Raw genomic sequence first — 17,052 nt, 5'->3', positions numbered from 1 at the left:
ACCCGTTGGACAAAGTCGGCTCAGGAACCGGCTTTCTCTTTATAGAAAAACTTATGCACCAGTTCCTGTGGCGGAGGTGCAGTCAGCTTCGTGACAATGAATCCACAGATGAACGAACCAAACAGACCGACAATGATCGGATCGAAATCGAACAACTGATATGGCTTGAAAAAGCTGCCATTCTCGAAGTATCCGGTCACATACATCGCCAGATGCAGTCCGAAGCCGCCTACCATCGCCCCCATCGCACCAGCGGCATTCACACGACGCCAGTACAGAGCGTAGACGATCGGTGCCAGGAAGCTTGCCGCCAGTCCACTCCCTACATACACAATAATGTCCTGCAGGAACTGAGGTGGATTGATCGCGACAATCATCGCTGCGGTACCAACGACAAAGGTCGCCAGGTAACTCAGCATTTTAATTGTCTTCTCGCTGGCTTCGGGATTGATATTCCGCTGATACACGTCGCGGACCCAGGCAGAGGAAATCAGCAACAGGAAGCTGTCTACGGTCGACATCACAGCGGCAAATGGTGCCGCCACCAGCAGACCAGCCAGCCAGCCCATGCCGATGTTCTCCGTCAGATAAACGGCCATCGCCGGCATGATACGGTCGGATTCGCCTTCCATCCCCGGCAAAATAACCCGGGCACAACAGAAAATCACCACCAGTGGGAAGTAAATCAGGGTGTAGTAAATGGCTACGGTACAAATCGAACGCTGCAGCGTTTTCGTATCGCGGAACGCCATCAGACGCACCATATTTGCAGGCTGCCCCGTTCCGGAAATCGCCCACATGAAGAAGAACGAGATCGCCAGGCTCAGAGGCAGAAACCCATTGTTACTGGCAGGGCTGGGCCCCGGACCGACAACATAAGCTCCCTGCTGACTTGCTTCCTCCCCATAGGCATACTGCACCAGATCAATGTTGGAGACACTCACTCCGCTGAGGAAATTCTCCTGTTCTTTCCGTTTCAAAATGCGGTCGATGTCTTCCAGCGTGGTCAGCTGAATCACTTTCACCTCATCTACGGTGGTTTTGCCAGCTGGAATTTCTGAAGCAGCGGTCACCCGGAACAACAGCGGGACTTTGGAACTTTCAATCGGCTTGTCTGTGATCCAGGTGCCAACCTCAATTCGCATGTCCTCCGCAGCAGGTTTATCCAGGGTGAGTGTGATCCCCCCTTTGTCTGCAGCGGAATAGCGGGGAGGCGTCATTTTCGCCATCAGCTTGGTGGTGTTCTCCAGTCCGCCCGCCTGTGAAATTGCCAGGGGGAGCATGATGATCACACCGATCACCATCACGATACCCTGCATCACGTCGGTCCAGACCACCGCATGGAAACCACCATACGTTGTATAAACAATCACGGCGATACCAAACACCAACAGGCAGAGCAGGTATTCCGGACTCACCCCATCAGAGAGAAATGGGATGCCTGAGACAGCCTGTGCCAAGCCATCGGCGGTGCTCTCAAAGACAGCAACGCCATCGAGCAGTGTCTGCAGAATCAGGCTGCCCGCTTTGAACTGGGCCACCAGGTTAAACGACATGAAAAACACGATCAGCGAGACGGCCATCAAACCCAGAATAGGACTGTGAAAGCGGTCGCGAATCACGTCGGGAACCGTAATCGATCCGGAGCGCCGTGCAATCTGGTTCAATCGTTTCCCGATCAAACCCATCGTACAGATCGGGACGACCATGTAACTGCCGATCCACAAAGCGAGAATCCAGCCGTGTGAATAAATCTTGGAAGGAAATCCGGTAAAACTTCCACCGGAACTACTGGTGGCAGCAAAGGTCAATGCGAAGGCCCAGACCCCCAGGCCACGACTTCCCAGGAAGTATTCACTGAGGAAGCTTTTGCTTTTGAGCAGCTGGTTTGAGAGGGCTGCGAGTACGAAAACTGCAACCGTATAGATCATAAAGGAAATCAGCGCCGCATCGGGGCCGGTTTCATCTGCTGCAAACAGTAATGGTAGACTCTGACTGGTAGCTAGTAAGACTTTCAAGACTCATTCCCCCCGGTAGTTGCATCATCTTGTGCTGCGTGCATCTCTGCTATTTCTTCTGCGAGATCTTCACCTTCGTGAGCTACTCCGAGGTCGTCTTCTTTCATATAAAACAGGCAGAACCAGATTGTAAACAGGTCAGCCAAGACCCAGGGAAATGCAATCCCCCAGAACACCCAGCTGGGTATTCCCATTGTCGTCTCAACCGCTTCAGGATCCAGTCCCGACTGAAACCCGTTCAGGTAACAGTAAGGCACGGCCCACAGCAACGCGACAACCCATAATCCCAGGATAATCCAGGCCTCACGCCTGGAGTTTAAAAAGACAGGGTCGACTTCCATGGACTCTGTGTCGTTCACTGGTGCGGTCATTGCACGGCCCTCACTTTTAAACGTTTCTTTATTAAATGAGCGTTTGAGCGAACGATTGTACTCTCGATTCTGACCAGACACAAAGGACCTCTGCCCGAATGACAAAAAAAATCAGAACTGAATTCAGAGTGACAGAATCGTGAACAGACTGTTATACTGGTCTCACAGATAAAACGCTTCGGTTTCACCAGTGAAACTCGACGCACGTTGTTCCGCATTCTGCTTTCAAGTTCGGGAGTTCTGTTTTATGTCTTCGCGTCCCCTCTGCACCGGCTGTCTGATGACCCTCACTCTGATCTTCAGTGTCGGCTGCGGTTCCTCTGACCAGCCACAAAACACACCGGAACAGGTCAGCGTCGATCTGGGCGGCGGGGTCGATCTCGGTGATGCCGGCGCCATGGATATGGAAGCTGCCCCTTCGGAACCCAAAACCAAAAAACCGGTCCGGCGGTTCCAGCCGGTGACACTCGGCGGTAACCAGTCCGCCAGCGGCTCCTCTGCCGATGGTGCTCCCGAAGAACAGAAATTCGACAACGTACTCGAAGCACTCAAGCCCCTGCAGATCATGCTCGGCGAATGGGGAGGCACGACGTTCAAAAAATTCGATGGATTCAGTTCTGTGGAAACACTCGACTGGGTCTGGGACCTGCAGAGCAATCCGGCACAACCCGCGCTCGTCATGCAGGCCGATAAAAGTCGTTATTATGAAAACGCACGGCTCACCTACCTGGCCGACAAACAGAAATACCGGCTGACGGTTACCGACAAAGACGGACAGAAAAAAGTTTACGAAGGCGAATTCTCCGTCCCCCTGACCAAGATCCCCGGCGACGATAATCCTAACGTCATGCACTCCACGTATAAGCTCAGCCTGGCACTCGTCGAACCGGCGGATGAAAAGAAACACGCCCAGATCATCTTGAATCAGCAGAACAATGATCGCTACATGTTCGAACTTTACGATCTTCGTGGCGACAGCTACGCACGCGTGGATACCATTAACACCCGCCGCAAAGGAACCTCGTTTGCGAAAAGCGATTCGGACTACGGTTCCAAAACCTGTATCATCTCGGGAGGTCTGGGAACTTCGCAGGTCTCTTATCAGGGCAAGTCCTACTATGTCTGCTGCAGCGGCTGTAGAAAAGCATTTGAAGCCAATCCGGAAAAATGGATTGCCAAATACGAAGCCAATAAAAAGAAAACCGACACGCAATAAACGGCTTGCAACGGCGCCGGTTCAAAGGTCAGCTATGTCGCTTTCCAGCGGACGGTAAGCTCTTCCCATCTGGGTACGCTTGTGTCAGGCAGGTTCTGCAGATAGGGCACGCGTTCAACGACCTGGGAAAATAAATTCGCGACCGCCTCTCCCATCTCCCACAATGCGTGACGCAAATTCGCCTCCTCAGCCAGCGCGACCATTTCCGTATAAGTAAGTCCCCCCGTTCGACGGCTCAGTTCTTCATCACACACCCAGCGGGTTCCCTGCTGCTTCAAGGCATACTGCTTCATCAACCGTGGATTTCGAATCTGCTGATAGCGACGATTCTCCGCCAGCACGCGCAGCAACAGTGCTTCATGCTGTGGTGCCCACGCATCTGGAAAGTCAGTGCCCAGCAGACCACGTGGCTGAGAGACACGCATGTAATGCAGCTGAACCGGTTCGACCGGAGTCTCTGCCAGATCCGCTAACAGGCTCGCCCAGTCCAGCTTCAGTTCCTTGCGACCAACTTCGTGTAACGTCACCAGATCCTGAATCGGTCGATTTGCCGGCGTATACTTTCCGTCTAGCAGATTCAACGTTATTCCCGGCTGCACCGATTTGATCAGGCTGTCTCCCACGATGTGCGCCAGCCAGCCAAACAGGTACGCCAGCTGGCGATCCCCCGGACCATAGAGATCCCGCGCATCCTGAAACACACGGGCTGCATAATCAGGGAGATGATCCCAGGGCACCGTAAATTTCCGCTCAGCAGGCACCCAGCCGAAAACCACATGCGCGCGACCATAGAACAGCTGATGGATTTCCCGCGGACGATATTCCTTCCCCTGAAACTTCAACGTCCACGGCTTAACCTCACCGCCGGTCAACGGACTGCGTTCCAGGGGAGCCGTCCCGAAGCCGACCTCTTCCCCCGTATCCACACAGATCGCTTCCGGCATGATCTGAATGTCGCAACCCATATAGGCACCGGCCAGGTAACTTGAATAGTGCCGATGAATCAGAGAGGCCATCGGCAGCTGCTTCTGAGCTGCCGCCTTCCCTCCCAGGATGGCGTACATCGTATGACCGACAATTCCACTCATGACTGACTCGCCTCATCGGTAATGGACCGGAAACACACATCAACATACAGTGATTTATCATACCAGACTTTCGATCAATTCACAGCGATTCACTTTAAGCCCTGCCTGGTCACTTCGATTGACAAATTGACATGCTCTCATCGCCCCACTATGAAGATTCCGCGCGCAATACATGAAGTTTTCATTTATCAAATCGATGAACCTGCTGTAACGATTCTCATTTTTCAAAATCAGATTAGAGTCCCGCTATCACTCTTTTTTGTCTGATGTCCAGCCGAAAAACTCGCCTCGCTCTTCCAGCCTAACCCGCCTTGCGAAATCGGAAAAAGAAAATTTCAAATTCACCTGAGAATTTTATCCCCCTCATCGGGACATAGCATCAGGCGACACCCGCCAGAGTTTCGATTCGAATTTGAAATCCGCGACCAGACCCATGGACCGTACCCGCAGTTTTACAACCTCCCGCACACACCACCAGGATGCATCCGCTGAGACCGCTGCCGAGTCCTCCCCGCAGCAATCCTCAGCCGACGATGAACAGTTTATGCGTCTCTACGCCCAGGCGTACCCGCGCATCTTTCGGTTCATCCTCACTTTGATTCCCTGCCGCAATGACGCCGAAGAAGTCATGCAGGAGACGAGCCTTGTGCTCTGGCGGAAGTTTGCGGAATACGAAAACACTGGCAGCTTCACCCGCTGGGCCTGCGGGATCGCCCGCTTTGAAGTCTTGAGACTCATGGACCGTAAAAAACGCTTCGCTGCGCTGTTCGATGAACAACTGCTGACGCAGCTTGCTGCAACGCATGCCCGCTGTGAAGAACTCCTGGAGATCAGACGCGATTTTCTCGCGCAGTGCAAACGCCAGCTCACCGAAAAAGATCTCTACCTGCTGCAGCTGATCTATGAATCTGAGCATGGAGCGAAGACGGCCGCCAGCATTATGGACCAGCCCCTGAGCACCATCTATCGGCACCTGGATCGCATCCGCACTGTCCTGTTCCACTGCATCGAACGCAAAATGAATGCGGAGGAACACGAATGAAACGCCTGTTCCGCAGACAGAGAGCACTGGTCAAACTGATTTATGAAGTCCAGAACGAGACAGCCAGCAGTGCACAACTCAGAGAACTGGCGGACCGCCTGCGCCACGACCCCGAAGCGCAGAAACTCTACGTCTTCCTGATGGACATGCATGCCGAGCTGATTCTCGATGAAGAGTTCCCCACACTGGCCGAACCCGATCTACTCGCACCGCTGCCAGAACCGGAAGCTCCCCGTCCGCGCCCTAGACGGACACGTAAACCAATCTCTCATTATCTGTTGCTCACGGTCTGCTATCTGCTCCCGTTTACCGTGATGGCTTACTTCGGCTATTACGCCCTGCAACCGGTCCCTCAAACTCAGGTCGCGACCTTGCAGGAAATGGAACAGGGTCGCCTGATCTCCTCCAGCAAAATACTTGCCGAACAGTCCCCCCTGTTGACCGGACAGCGCTATCGCCTGCAGGAAGGCGTCGCACGACTGCAGATGAATTCCGGAGCAACAGTGATCCTCGAAAGCCCTGCCGACTTTGAACTGTTGCATCACAACGGGATTCGACTTCACCGCGGTGCACTGGCTGCCGAGATCGTCGCCAGTGCTGTCGGCTTCGTCGTCGAAACACCCACACAAAGAGTCGTTGACCTCGGAACCCGCTTTGGAGTCCGCGTCGAGGAGAGCGGCGCCTCGGAAACCCATGTCTTTCATGGCAAAGTCGTTTGTGCAGAAACTCAGACCGAACAGGCAGACCTGCCTCCGCATCTGCTCTCGGCCGGTGAAGGAATTCAAATGCCGGGAGACGGCTCCGCGGCGATCTCGCTGACTTCAGACGAAAATCGCTTTTCGCGGGCCCTGCAGTTCCAGGCACGTATCGCTTCTCTCAGTGGATCGCTGGAATATCGTCAGGAGATGCCGCAGCGTCTTGGTGCAGGCGACTTCACCAGCGACTCGAATTTGTCCCTGTTTCTGGAACAGAAGAATCTGGAACTCCCACAGGATGTGACCGTCTGGAAAATCCCCGTCATTGGCAGCGGAGACAATCCCCGGGAAGAACGCACTGTGATCCCTCGCGGCACCCGCGTCAACGTTTTCCTGCTGCACCTGGATGGCCCGCATCAAGATGCCGCGGGCAACGATCAGCCCCGCGTGGCTCTCAGCGGCTCAGTCCGTTTTCACCAGTCCGTACTGGGAGCGATTAAACCCGAAAAAGAACTGTATGCCACCGACAAGACGCTGGGGCGCAAGGATGTGGCCTACGACAACGTTGAGTTCGGTCAGAGCGGCCGCTGTATCGATCGTTCAGACAAGGTCGAACTCTCACCCGATGGAACGGAATTAAGTGTCGCCTGGAGTCTGCGCGGGGGCGGCGGTATCGGTCGCGATCAGATCCGCATTCTGGTCGAAGCGGAGGAATGAATGCCTGTCTGAATCTGTTTTTGTCATCTGAATTTGAACTAACCCGGAACCTGTTGCCGGTTCACCTGATTCTGTTATTTATCCCAAGTGAGAAGAGTAAACAATGAAAACCTGTCGTCTGCAATCCGTCAAACGTGGCTTCACACTGATCGAACTGCTGGTCGTCATCGCTATCATCGCGATCCTGATCGCCCTGTTACTGCCCGCTGTCCAGCAGGCCCGCGAAGCAGCCCGCCGCTCTGAATGCAAAAACAATCTGAAACAACTCGGCCTCGCGATGCACAACTATCACGACACCTATCGCGTCCTGCCTCCCGGTTTCAATGTCGATCTGGTCGTCGCCAACACAGCCACCGGCAACGGTGGACTGGGCTGGAGCGGTTCCATTCTGCCCGGCCTCGACCAGTCAAATGTTTACAATATGATCGATTTCAACGCCGACTGGGGAACGGGCGATAACGAGAAAGCCTGTGCAACGTACCTCAGCGTCTATCGCTGCCCGTCGGATATTACCGTCAAACATCGCAATCACGACGGCATCGACGCCCGCGTACCGACTTCGTATCTCGCCTGCTTCTCCGGAACCCGGGGATCCGACAGTGAAGCGAATGTCACCGACGCCGATGGCACCTTCTTTCTCAACAGCTCCATCGGAATCCGAGATATCACCGATGGCACCTCGAATACCATCGCTGCCGGTGAATGTGTAAACGACTTCGATGCATTCAAAGACCACTTCTATATCGGTTCAACATCGATCGGCGGCTGGGATGGTGCTCCCCGCGAATACTCCGAGTATGTCGCCAGCACCGGAGTTCCCATGAACACGACCAACGAAGTCTGTTTCGGCAGCCTGCATACCGGCGGCGCCCAGTTCCTGTTCCTCGACGGTTCTGTTCGCTTCCTCAGTGAAAACATGAGCCAGACCGTTTACTCGTACCTCGGCAGTCGTGCTGATGGTAACCCGATCGGCGAATTCTGATTGGCGTCTGCTCTGACTAACTGAAATCTAGCAGCAGGATGACAGTTCGCTGTCGTCCTGCTTTCACTCACATTCTCTTTATGGACACTGTTACCATGAACGTCTCCTACCGAGCCTCGGCTGTTCAAACCGCGGGCCTGTTCTGTTTCTTGATCGCAGCTGCCGGCTGTTCTTCTGAAACAATTGATACCGCCGCCGGCCAGCCTGCTGCAGAGGTCGCGAAAGCGGTCGCCACACTTAATGACAGTGGCGCTGAAATCGTGCTCGACTCCGCCGGAGAAGTGATTGCAGTCAAACTGCCGGCCCAGACCAGCCCGGAAGTACTGGCGACACTCACCAGCCTGAATAAGCTGAAACGCATTGATGCCACCGAAACCGATCTCAAGCAACCCGCATTTGCCGACCTGAAGTCTCAGAATCCACAAGTGGAAATTGCATTCCCCCATTGAAGCGGTGCCCTTTATTCCGAATCTCAATGTGTGTTAAAATAAATTACATCCCATTTTCATTCGCCCAATAGTAGAACCACCATGAAGCTCCAGACGATCTGCGTTCCCATGTTGTTACTCGCTGCCTCTGTCCTGCCCGTTCACGGGGAAGAACTTCCTCCGGCGCCCCGGAGCTCCTTCACTATTGCTGTGATCCCGGATACCCAGCACTACAAAGGACGTGGTACGCACAGTAAAAAACAGGCCAAAGATCCCACGACGAACCCCGTCTTCGAAGCGATCACGGACTGCATCGTCGATGAGCTGGACCGACAGCGGATTGTCTTCGTCTCTCATGTCGGCGACATTGTCGACATCAATAACGACGAACAATGGGCCGTCGCTCAGAACTGCATGGACAAGCTGCACGGCAAAGTTCCTTACGGAATCAGTGTCGGCAATCACGACATGACGGGAAAAACCGGCAACTCAGCGCTGTTCCAGAAATATTTTCCCCGTTCCCGCTTCGCGGAATTCGACTGGTATGGCGGCTGCTATCCCGGCGAACCGAACCAACCGGAAATCTCAGGCAACAACGCGAACAGTTATCAGCTCTTCTCTGCAGAAGGTATGGATTTCATTATCATGCATCTGGAATGTAACGCACCCGATCCGGTTCTCAACTGGGCCAATGAAGTACTCACCAGACATGCCGACCGCAGAGCGATTATCACCACCCACATGGATCTGGGCCCGCTCGAGCATCCCAAACAGCCACGCGACTACTTCGACGCGCCCAAAGGTCGCATGGTCTGGAAAAAGTGCCACGGTGCCAATGGGAACACTTCACAGCAGATGTGGGAAAAATGTTTCAGCAAACACAAGAACCTGTTTCTGATCTGCTGTGGTGACCAGAGCCGTACCCAGGCGATGCGCCAGAGCGTCAAAGGCCAACATGGGAATACGGTGCATGAACTGCTCTCCGACTATGGAGCCGAAGGCTTCCGGCTGATGCGGTTCCTGCCAGCTCAAAACCAAATCGAGGTCCGCACCTGGAATCCCGTCAAAGGGGCCTCCTGTGAAAAAACGAAGCTGATTCCTGAGCGGGACCAGCATCAGTTCACGCTGGACTACCAGATGACCAAATCTGCCGACTGATATCAAAACAGAGTCATTCCGGAAAAGCGCTCACAACCCCGACTCCGGTTGTGAGCGTTTCTCCTTTTCCATCCTCTTCGATTCACAGACCGTCTCTCCTTCTGCGATGCGCATCCCCCGGCAGAACATCTCTCGGAACAAACACACATCCATACACGTTGATTCATCGACTTCGCCTCTGCCTGTCCGAAGCAGTTACCAGATCAGGATTTCGGTCTGCGCGAAGTTTCAGGAAATTGTGCGCCTCACAGGAATCCGCTACCAAAGTGCGTTGCATCTGTATATAATTAGGAACATTTCTCATTTCCCATCGCGCAACTGTGATTTATGTCGAAACCACAAGACGTACCGTCATTTCTGGAATTACTGCAGGAGAGCCATCTGCTCTCGGAAGACAAACTTCGCGCCGTCATTGAAGAATTCGACCTGGAATCCGCCGAAAAGCCCAAGGAGGCCGCTCAACGTCTGGTCACTGGGAAAGTCTTGACGCGTTATCAGGGCGAACGCCTGCTGGCCGGCCGTAAACGTGGTTTCTTCATCGACAAATATAAGGTGCTGGAAGTCCTCGGCTTCGGCGGCATGGGCAGCCTGTATCTTGCGGAGCACCTGGAGACGAAGGAACCGGTCGCCCTCAAGGTCCTCAATGACAAATGTCGCAACGACGCGGGCATGCTGACCCGGCTCAAACTGGAAGCCTCAGCCGGATCGCGTCTCGATCACCCCCACATTGTCCGCACGATCTCCTATGAAGGATCAGGGGCCGTCTGTTTTATCGCGATGGAATTTATCAAAGGCATCAGCCTGCTGGAACTGGTGCTGCTCAAACAGAAGTCGCTCCCCTCTCCCCAGGTCTGCGATGTCATCGCCCAGGCCGCTCTGGGGCTGGAAGAAGCCCATCAGGCAGGCATTATCCACCGCGACCTCAAACCGGAAAACCTGATCATCGATTCCCAGGGTTATGTCAAAGTACTCGACTTTGGTCTGGCCCTGCTCAAAGACAATCCCGATGCGGAATTCTCACTCTCGATGATCTTTGGACACGGCTGTGTGGGGACCCCCGAATACATTGCCCCCGAGCAGTCCCGCGAAGGCACCACCGTTGATGCCCGGGCCGATGTTTACGGACTGGGGGGGACGATGTATTTCCTCCTGACCGGTAAACTCCCCTTCCCCAAAGGGACCGCTGCTCAGAAAATTCAGGCCCACCGCGAACAGGCCCCCCGGTCGATCGCCGAAATCGCACCCGCGATCCCTGCTGAGGTCGTCGCGATCGTCGAAAAAATGATGGCCAAGGCTCCCGAGGATCGTTATCAGTCGATGGCAGAAGTTGCCGCGGCCCTGGAACCGTTCGCCGAACGCCAGCCGGTTGAATTCCGCTTCAATAAAGTTGTCTCGCAGCGGGTTCAGCATGCCAAGGCCCGCAGTGCGATCGCTCAGTCGAGTATTGTTAAACCGCAGCTCTCTTCACGCATTGCAACCGCCAGTCATGTTGCCGAACAGGCTAAGCAGCAACAGAAATCAGACGGCATCGAACGCCTGACCCGCGGCGAATCGGACATTTCCAAGAGTGGCATCCTCCGTCGTGGCGTTCCCACCGAATCAACAGACCACATGGCTCAGGAAGCCTCGGACGCCATGGTCAAAGACTTTCAACCGATTGAACTGATCGACCTCGACGATAAACGCCGGTTCCCGATCTTCAAACAGCGGGTGACCCTCGGCCGGAATCCGACCTGCGATATCCAGATTGATCGCCCCGGCATTTCAGGCAATCACTGCGAATTTCACTACGAGAACACCGGCTGGATCGTCACCGATCTCAAAAGCAAAAACGGCACCGAAGTCGACGGCCGACGAATTCAGGAACAGATCCTCTTCCCCGGCAACACTCTGTCACTGGCCGCCAGCTATCACTTCCGCGTCGCCTCGCCGAATCAGTACGTCCAGAAAAACAAGAAGAAGCCGATGTTGATCGCCGCCTCCGTCCTGGCCGGCATCTGTCTCATCGCCGGCATCGGCTACTGGCTGCTGTCTTAAATACTGTAAGGAAAGCTACTTCTGATTCTCTTCCTGCAGTGCCCCCTCAATATATTCCGCTACCTGTTTCCCCAGCAGGTCATAGCCTTTGCCGTTGAAGTGCACGTCTTTCGGATTCTGTACTTCTGGCAGATGCGGCGTGATGAAGGTAAACAGATCATCGATCTCTACACCGTTCCGCTCCATCACCTTCGCAGCGATCGCATTCTTTTCTTCCAGCTTCGCTTTCATCTCCGGTCCCTCTTTCCAGTCAGCCGGGATCGGCGTACTGCTGGCCCAGACCACCTTCGCACCGGTCTGCTTCAGTCGTTTCACAATCTCTTCCAGGCGTTTCTCGTAGTCGTCGACATTGGTCCGACGGTCGTGAATGCCAAAGTTGAAATGGATCAGGTCCCAGTTGCCGTCTCCCAGCCAGACATCGAGTTTCTTCAGGCCCGTCGCCGTCGGTCCGCAGTTCGCTGGAGCCCGATGCACGTTCACTTTCCCTTTTAAGGCGTTCCGGGCCGCCTGTGTGTATCCCCGCGAAACCGAATCTCCAATCAACAGCACGCGGGGCAGTTTGGGATCATCGGCGACATAATCCCAGGCGGTCTTCTGACCGGCGACTTTCTGTTTTTTATAGATCGGGAGATAAAAACCGCCCAGGTTTTCCTCGAGCACGGTTTCCCACGCCTGCTGTTTCGCGGGCAGTGTCGCTTTCCAGGCCGCGAACTTTTTGTTGATCTCCGCTTCCTGCTTCGCTTTTTTAGCAGCAGCCTCGTCGGCGTTGGTCGGCTCGGTTTTCTTGTCATTCGCCTGCAGCGAGGCTACGATGAAACTCAAACAACATAGAATCAACAGTGTGGAACGCAGACAACGGATTGATTTCAACATCGATATTCTTCCCGGTTACTGAAAACGAACGGATTTGGACCTCGTCTTCAGGATACCGCAGGCGCAAGCCGGAAACAATCTCCCCTCAACCGCCCGAGTCGCGTTCAACTGTATTTATCATGCACATTTAGCTACCAGGGATCTCCCATGTCTGACTCATTCCGCTCGCAACTCAAACAGGGGAAACTGCTGATTGCCCCCATGGTCACCTTTTCCTGCCCGGAAGCCGCCGAGATCCTGGCGGACGTCGGCTACGACTGGCTGTTCCTCGACGCCGAACACAGCACCTTCGCCCCCTCCGATCTGCAGGCCATCGTGGGTCGGGTGAGTCACAAGATCCCCAGCCTGGTCCGGCTGCCCGCCCCCGAAGAAGTCTCCATCAAGAAAGCCCTCGATCTGGGTGCCGCCGGCATCATCGCTCCGCAGGTCAATTCCGTGGAACAGTCCGAACAGATCGTCTCCTGGTCCCGCTACTCGCCTGAAGGAACCCGGGGGGTCGGCCTGGGTCGCGCCCACGGCTACGGCTTTGCCTTTGATGACTACCTGGCCAAAGCGAATGAGGAAACCACCGTCGTCGTTCAGGCCGAGCACATCGATGCGGTCAACGCCATTGAACAGATCGTTGCCGTCCCCGGCGTCGACGCAGTTTTGATCGGCCCCTACGATCTCTCTGCCAGTATGAAACGCATCGGCGAGATCGATCATCCCGAAGTGACTGGCGCCATCGACCATGTGACCGAAGTCTGTCAGAGATACAACATGCCCCTGGGCATCTTCGGCGTCACCGTGGACGCAGTCAAACCCTACATCGACAAAGGCTTCACCCTGATCACCGTCGGCGTCGACACCGTCATGCTGGGCCACGCCGCCCGCAAAATGCTGGGACAGGTTAAAGGGTAATTTTGAGGATCTGAATCATGACACTTCAGGATGATATCCAGTATATCCAATCACTGTTGAATAATTTCTACTCCGAGTACTACGCGATGGGAGTTGCGGGTGAGGAGACATCAGCAGCAGGTGTCCCTCCCGAGATGCAGGCAGGTAAAATAAACGATGACGGCTGGGTTCAATGGAAAATCCTGCCCCCCCGCATCACTATGGATGCCATTCTGGAACTGGAAGCCTCATTTAAAATTGTACTGCCTGATTTATTCCGCGCTTATTTGATGGCTGCCTGTCAGCTGTTTGACCAGGTTCATAGTCAGAAGTACGATCAGTTGATATTCATGACTGATGTACCAAGTAATAATCCGCTGGGACCATTAAAAGGGATTTTGACTGGTTGGCAATCTTTGATTGGAGCGGGCTACATCCCCTTTGCACAATGGGGTGATGGCTGGGGGCCTATGTGCTTTGATAACCAACAAAGGTCTGATGGAGACTGTCCCATTGTCTGGATGGATCACGAATTACTCATTCCGATAGGACCGGAACAATGCAGCGAACGAAATAATTTGACTCCCCTCGCTCAGCCATTATATGACAATACCAGAGATTTCCTGGAAGATGTTTTTGCAATTTGACAGTAATGATATTTTAACTCGAAAGCATGATCATCAATAGTTTTTAATACGGCTCCAGAAACCGCAGGTGTTGAGCGGCGTCGAAACACCTCACCCCGCCGATCAATCTATCTCTGATGTACGTTTTTTCATAAAATTCGGCAAGAGGCGGTTCACCTGTGTGGTCTGAAAAGGAGTTCCCGATGCGTCGCACATTCCCTCTTGCCCTGCCGGCTATTTTGCTTCTACAGTCAGCATGTTCTGATAAGCCAGATTCAAGTCCACAGACTCAAAGCAGCGCCAGTAATTCTGCAGTCGCTCTGCCTGAAGCCGACAAGTCTGATGGACAGAGCATCTCCTCAAAGCCGAGCCTCTCGGCACACAGCCGCGCACTGTTTGAGTGGTTTGATTCGCTGGGTGTTCCGAATCTCGACAATCGAAATTATCTGCAGATCTATCTGGGAACTTATTGGGCTCTGGGTGATGACAAAGAAAAACCTCAATATTCGAATGTGTTTTTACTTGAATCCAATGGATCTGAAAAGAAAGCCTTCACCCTCGGTATGCGTACCGTAACTTACTCTGATGAGAACCCGAATATGCTCACAGGAAGGCCATATGAATTCAAAGAAGTCAATCTCAGAAAAGACGTGATCCGAAGACTGAAGCACTTACGCTCGCGCACCCCGGAAGAAAATCGCCTGAGGCATATTGGCAGACAGTCAAGTGAGTTGATGGAACTGTTTATTCTCGCCCGTGGATGCTTTGGTGCGGGACACTATCAGGAGGCAGAAGAACTCATAACCTATATGTCTGAGACACCTGATTTAAAGACACAGGAACCACTGGGAAAGGAAGGCCTTCAAAATGCTTTGGCGGAGGACATGGCTAAGTCCTTCATGTGGAAGGCCGTAAGAGACTTCAGCGACCCAGAAATACCACGTCAGGATTTGCTTCAGCGTTTTCGCGAGATTGCAAAACATTTTCCACAGAGCTCACAAGCTGTACGCGCCAGAGAGTCAGCAGAAATTCTAATCCGGATGATTCAGGAAGACGAAGCGCATGCACAAAAAAAGGTCAGGCCTCTGGAAGAAATGACAGTCCAGGAACAAGTGGCGGAACTGATCTATCAGTTGCGCGATCAGAACGCAACCCAACACAGTCAGCCAGGTTCGTGTGATATTTTCGATGATCCACGGGATGGGGGCTGGATTCCTCGTCAGGTAGAAGGTAAAGGGAGTCCCGCCACGCAACTGGTCAAAATGGGAGACGTTGCCCTGGAACAGTTAATCGATGCCGTCGATGACAACAGCTTTACACGTTGTGTCGGGTTTCATAGAAACTTCTATTTTTCACATCATGTTATTCGTGTTGGTGAATGCTGTCAGACCATCATCGATCGGATTCAACTAACGGGAAGGCGCTTCGATATTGAAGGTAATCCTCAGCGTGCCAAAGCAGCTATGAAAATTTGGTACCTGGGAAACTGACCTGAAATTCACGCTCCGGCCTGCTTCACTATACTGTTACCTGCCGAATGTAGAATTTAGCATGGACTATTCATTGAAATCAAACAGGAGCACTGCCCCCTCTTCTTTTCTCGCGACAGCAAGCTGCTTTCCATCTACTGACCAGTCAAATGTTTCAACGCTACTTAATTTGAACTCCTGCTTTTTGTTTAAATCACAGTAGTAGAACACGCTCTCATCACCGGCAATAAATGCAAAGCAAGGCCGATCTCCCGGAGCAAATCGAATATCTCGAGGAGTATCTTCGTGTTTAAGTTCGATCACGCGCAAGCTTTGCATCTGCTGACGATCCCAGATCTGGACAATCCCACTCAGAGAGCCTGCAGCAATGTAAGTTCCATCTGGAGAAATACAGATTGTGTTCAGCTGACTGAATAAATTCGAAATCCTCTGGTCTTCATAATCAATCTTGGTGATTGACAATGTGTTGAGTTTCCTGAAAGGTTTGAGGTGAAAGACATCGACCACACCGGTAACGCTATTTATCACATTGCCAGATTTGTCATACTTAAACTCACCAGACACCCCGCTCACCACCAGGTATTTCCCATCCGCAGACAGCCCCATCAAGCCCCGATAAATCATTGTCAGGTTATCATAGAGTTCCTGCCTCTGTTTATTGGTTTGCCTCAGAACCTGCATATTTTGAGAGGCATCTTTCACGCTCCCGGAATACAAGGATGCATCCCAGTCAGTAGCCAGGAATTGCCCCTCCTTAACATATTTAATGTCCATGATGTATTTGGGTGTGTCCAGTTTCAGGACTTTTTTCTTCTCGATATCAATAACCTCTAAAAACGAGGAAGCTGCAACTGCCTCCCGAACTTCATCAGGCACATTAAATATCGCAGATTGAACACGCAGAAGAGATTTGCCATCTGGCAATATTCTTAGAGACTGCGTTGACAGGTATCGATAAGGATGCAGTTGCAGCAGTTCTTCCGACTTTGAGAAAATGGTTTTCTGCTTCATCAGCAGACGGTCAATTACAAACGCACCGACATCATGAGACCAGCAGAGTAAGATTTTTCCGTTAGAATCCCATTCCAACTGAGCGTGCTCATTCATTTGATAAGGAAGCTGAATTTTTCCAATGAGCATTTTTTGACCGATGTCCCAGATCGCGAGCACTCCTGCACTGTCGACCGCAGCCAGTTCTTTTCCGGATTTTGAGTAACAGACTGCCATAATCTTGTTCAATTTCCCCTGCAAGATCGTCTGCTGGGGTAATTGCCGTGAGGTTTGACAGTGACAGATCCGGGGACAGATCAGTAAGCAACTTATAACTAGCATGCTGGCTGCAAAGATGGGGAGAGAGAGACGTCGACTCATATCGAAAACCTTTACAGTCTGCCAGGTTGGTACAGACAATCCATTATCGTGAAAGATTCGG

General features: G+C 52.9%; 15 protein-coding genes. 10 read left to right on the top strand and 5 right to left on the bottom strand.

What is annotated here, in order from left to right; translation table 11 throughout:
• Positions 1-20 precede the first annotated feature (20 nt).
• Both HG66A1_RS04130 and HG66A1_RS04125 read right to left on the bottom strand, forming a co-directional pair.
• Positions 21-2,018, bottom strand: a complete 1,998-nt coding sequence (locus tag HG66A1_RS04130; RefSeq protein WP_145180988.1) for a sodium:solute symporter family transporter — start codon at positions 2,016-2,018, stop codon at positions 21-23.
• Positions 2,015-2,389 (bottom strand): hypothetical protein, encoded by a 375-nt coding sequence (locus HG66A1_RS04125; RefSeq protein ID WP_145036876.1) that lies wholly within the window; start codon positions 2,387-2,389, stop codon positions 2,015-2,017. Before HG66A1_RS04125 ends, HG66A1_RS04130 begins: the two co-directional genes overlap by 4 nt.
• 247 nt (positions 2,390-2,636) lie before the next feature.
• Between HG66A1_RS04125 and HG66A1_RS04120 the strand changes: the two genes are divergently transcribed.
• Positions 2,637-3,605 (top strand): YHS domain-containing protein, encoded by a 969-nt coding sequence (locus HG66A1_RS04120; protein ID WP_145180987.1) that lies wholly within the window; start codon positions 2,637-2,639, stop codon positions 3,603-3,605.
• Between the two features lie 32 nt (positions 3,606-3,637).
• On the opposite strand, the gene HG66A1_RS04115 is transcribed toward HG66A1_RS04120, so the two are convergent.
• The gene (locus HG66A1_RS04115; RefSeq protein WP_145180986.1) at positions 3,638-4,693 is read right to left on the bottom strand and encodes a hypothetical protein; all 1,056 of its coding nucleotides are present in this window, start codon (positions 4,691-4,693) and stop codon (positions 3,638-3,640) included.
• A 433-nt stretch (positions 4,694-5,126) separates the two neighbouring features.
• On the opposite strand from HG66A1_RS04115, the gene HG66A1_RS04110 reads away from it, so the two are divergent.
• From HG66A1_RS04110 to HG66A1_RS04085, 6 genes are all read left to right on the top strand, one after another.
• A complete protein-coding gene (locus HG66A1_RS04110; protein WP_145180985.1) occupies positions 5,127-5,735 on the top strand; it encodes a sigma-70 family RNA polymerase sigma factor in 609 nt (202 codons plus the stop codon).
• Complete coding sequence (locus HG66A1_RS04105; protein WP_145180984.1) at positions 5,732-7,147, top strand: FecR domain-containing protein; 1,416 nt, start codon at positions 5,732-5,734, stop codon at positions 7,145-7,147. The genes HG66A1_RS04110 and HG66A1_RS04105 overlap by 4 nt, the downstream gene beginning before the upstream one ends.
• Positions 7,148-7,250: 103 nt before the next feature.
• The gene (locus HG66A1_RS04100) at positions 7,251-8,129 is read left to right on the top strand and encodes a DUF1559 domain-containing protein (protein ID WP_145180983.1); all 879 of its coding nucleotides are present in this window, start codon (positions 7,251-7,253) and stop codon (positions 8,127-8,129) included.
• 95 nt (positions 8,130-8,224) lie between these two features.
• Positions 8,225-8,578, top strand: coding sequence for a hypothetical protein (locus HG66A1_RS04095; protein ID WP_145180982.1), 354 nt, complete (start codon positions 8,225-8,227; stop codon positions 8,576-8,578).
• A gap of 81 nt (positions 8,579-8,659) precedes the next feature.
• A complete protein-coding gene (locus HG66A1_RS04090; RefSeq protein ID WP_145180981.1) occupies positions 8,660-9,715 on the top strand; it encodes a metallophosphoesterase in 1,056 nt (351 codons plus the stop codon).
• A 327-nt stretch (positions 9,716-10,042) separates the two neighbouring features.
• Positions 10,043-11,752: an FHA domain-containing serine/threonine-protein kinase gene (locus HG66A1_RS04085; protein WP_145180980.1), complete on the top strand. Its 1,710-nt coding sequence runs from the start codon at positions 10,043-10,045 to the stop codon at positions 11,750-11,752.
• A gap of 15 nt (positions 11,753-11,767) precedes the next feature.
• On the opposite strand, the gene HG66A1_RS04080 is transcribed toward HG66A1_RS04085, so the two are convergent.
• Positions 11,768-12,625, bottom strand: coding sequence for an SGNH/GDSL hydrolase family protein (locus HG66A1_RS04080; RefSeq protein WP_145180979.1), 858 nt, complete (start codon positions 12,623-12,625; stop codon positions 11,768-11,770).
• A 147-nt stretch (positions 12,626-12,772) separates the two neighbouring features.
• Between HG66A1_RS04080 and HG66A1_RS04075 the strand changes: the two genes are divergently transcribed.
• The 3 genes from HG66A1_RS04075 to HG66A1_RS04065 all read left to right on the top strand — a co-directional run bounded on the left by HG66A1_RS04075 (position 12,773) and on the right by HG66A1_RS04065 (position 15,620).
• Positions 12,773-13,525 (top strand): HpcH/HpaI aldolase family protein, encoded by a 753-nt coding sequence (locus tag HG66A1_RS04075; protein ID WP_145180978.1) that lies wholly within the window; start codon positions 12,773-12,775, stop codon positions 13,523-13,525.
• Positions 13,526-13,542: 17 nt separating this feature from the next.
• Positions 13,543-14,151 (top strand): SMI1/KNR4 family protein, encoded by a 609-nt coding sequence (locus tag HG66A1_RS04070; RefSeq protein ID WP_145180977.1) that lies wholly within the window; start codon positions 13,543-13,545, stop codon positions 14,149-14,151.
• A gap of 182 nt (positions 14,152-14,333) precedes the next feature.
• Entirely contained in the window at positions 14,334-15,620 is a 1,287-nt protein-coding gene (locus tag HG66A1_RS04065) for a hypothetical protein (protein ID WP_145180976.1), read from the top strand.
• A 66-nt stretch (positions 15,621-15,686) separates the two neighbouring features.
• Here HG66A1_RS04065 and HG66A1_RS04060 read toward each other — a convergent pair whose 3' ends face one another.
• Positions 15,687-16,847, bottom strand: coding sequence for a WD40 repeat domain-containing protein (locus HG66A1_RS04060; RefSeq protein WP_197996977.1), 1,161 nt, complete (start codon positions 16,845-16,847; stop codon positions 15,687-15,689).
• Positions 16,848-17,052 lie beyond the last annotated feature (205 nt).

Origin of the sequence: Gimesia chilikensis, assembly GCF_007744075.1 — a bacterium.
GTDB lineage: Bacteria > Planctomycetota > Planctomycetia > Planctomycetales > Planctomycetaceae > Gimesia > Gimesia chilikensis_A.
This window is presented reverse-complemented; position numbering and strand designations above follow the sequence as displayed.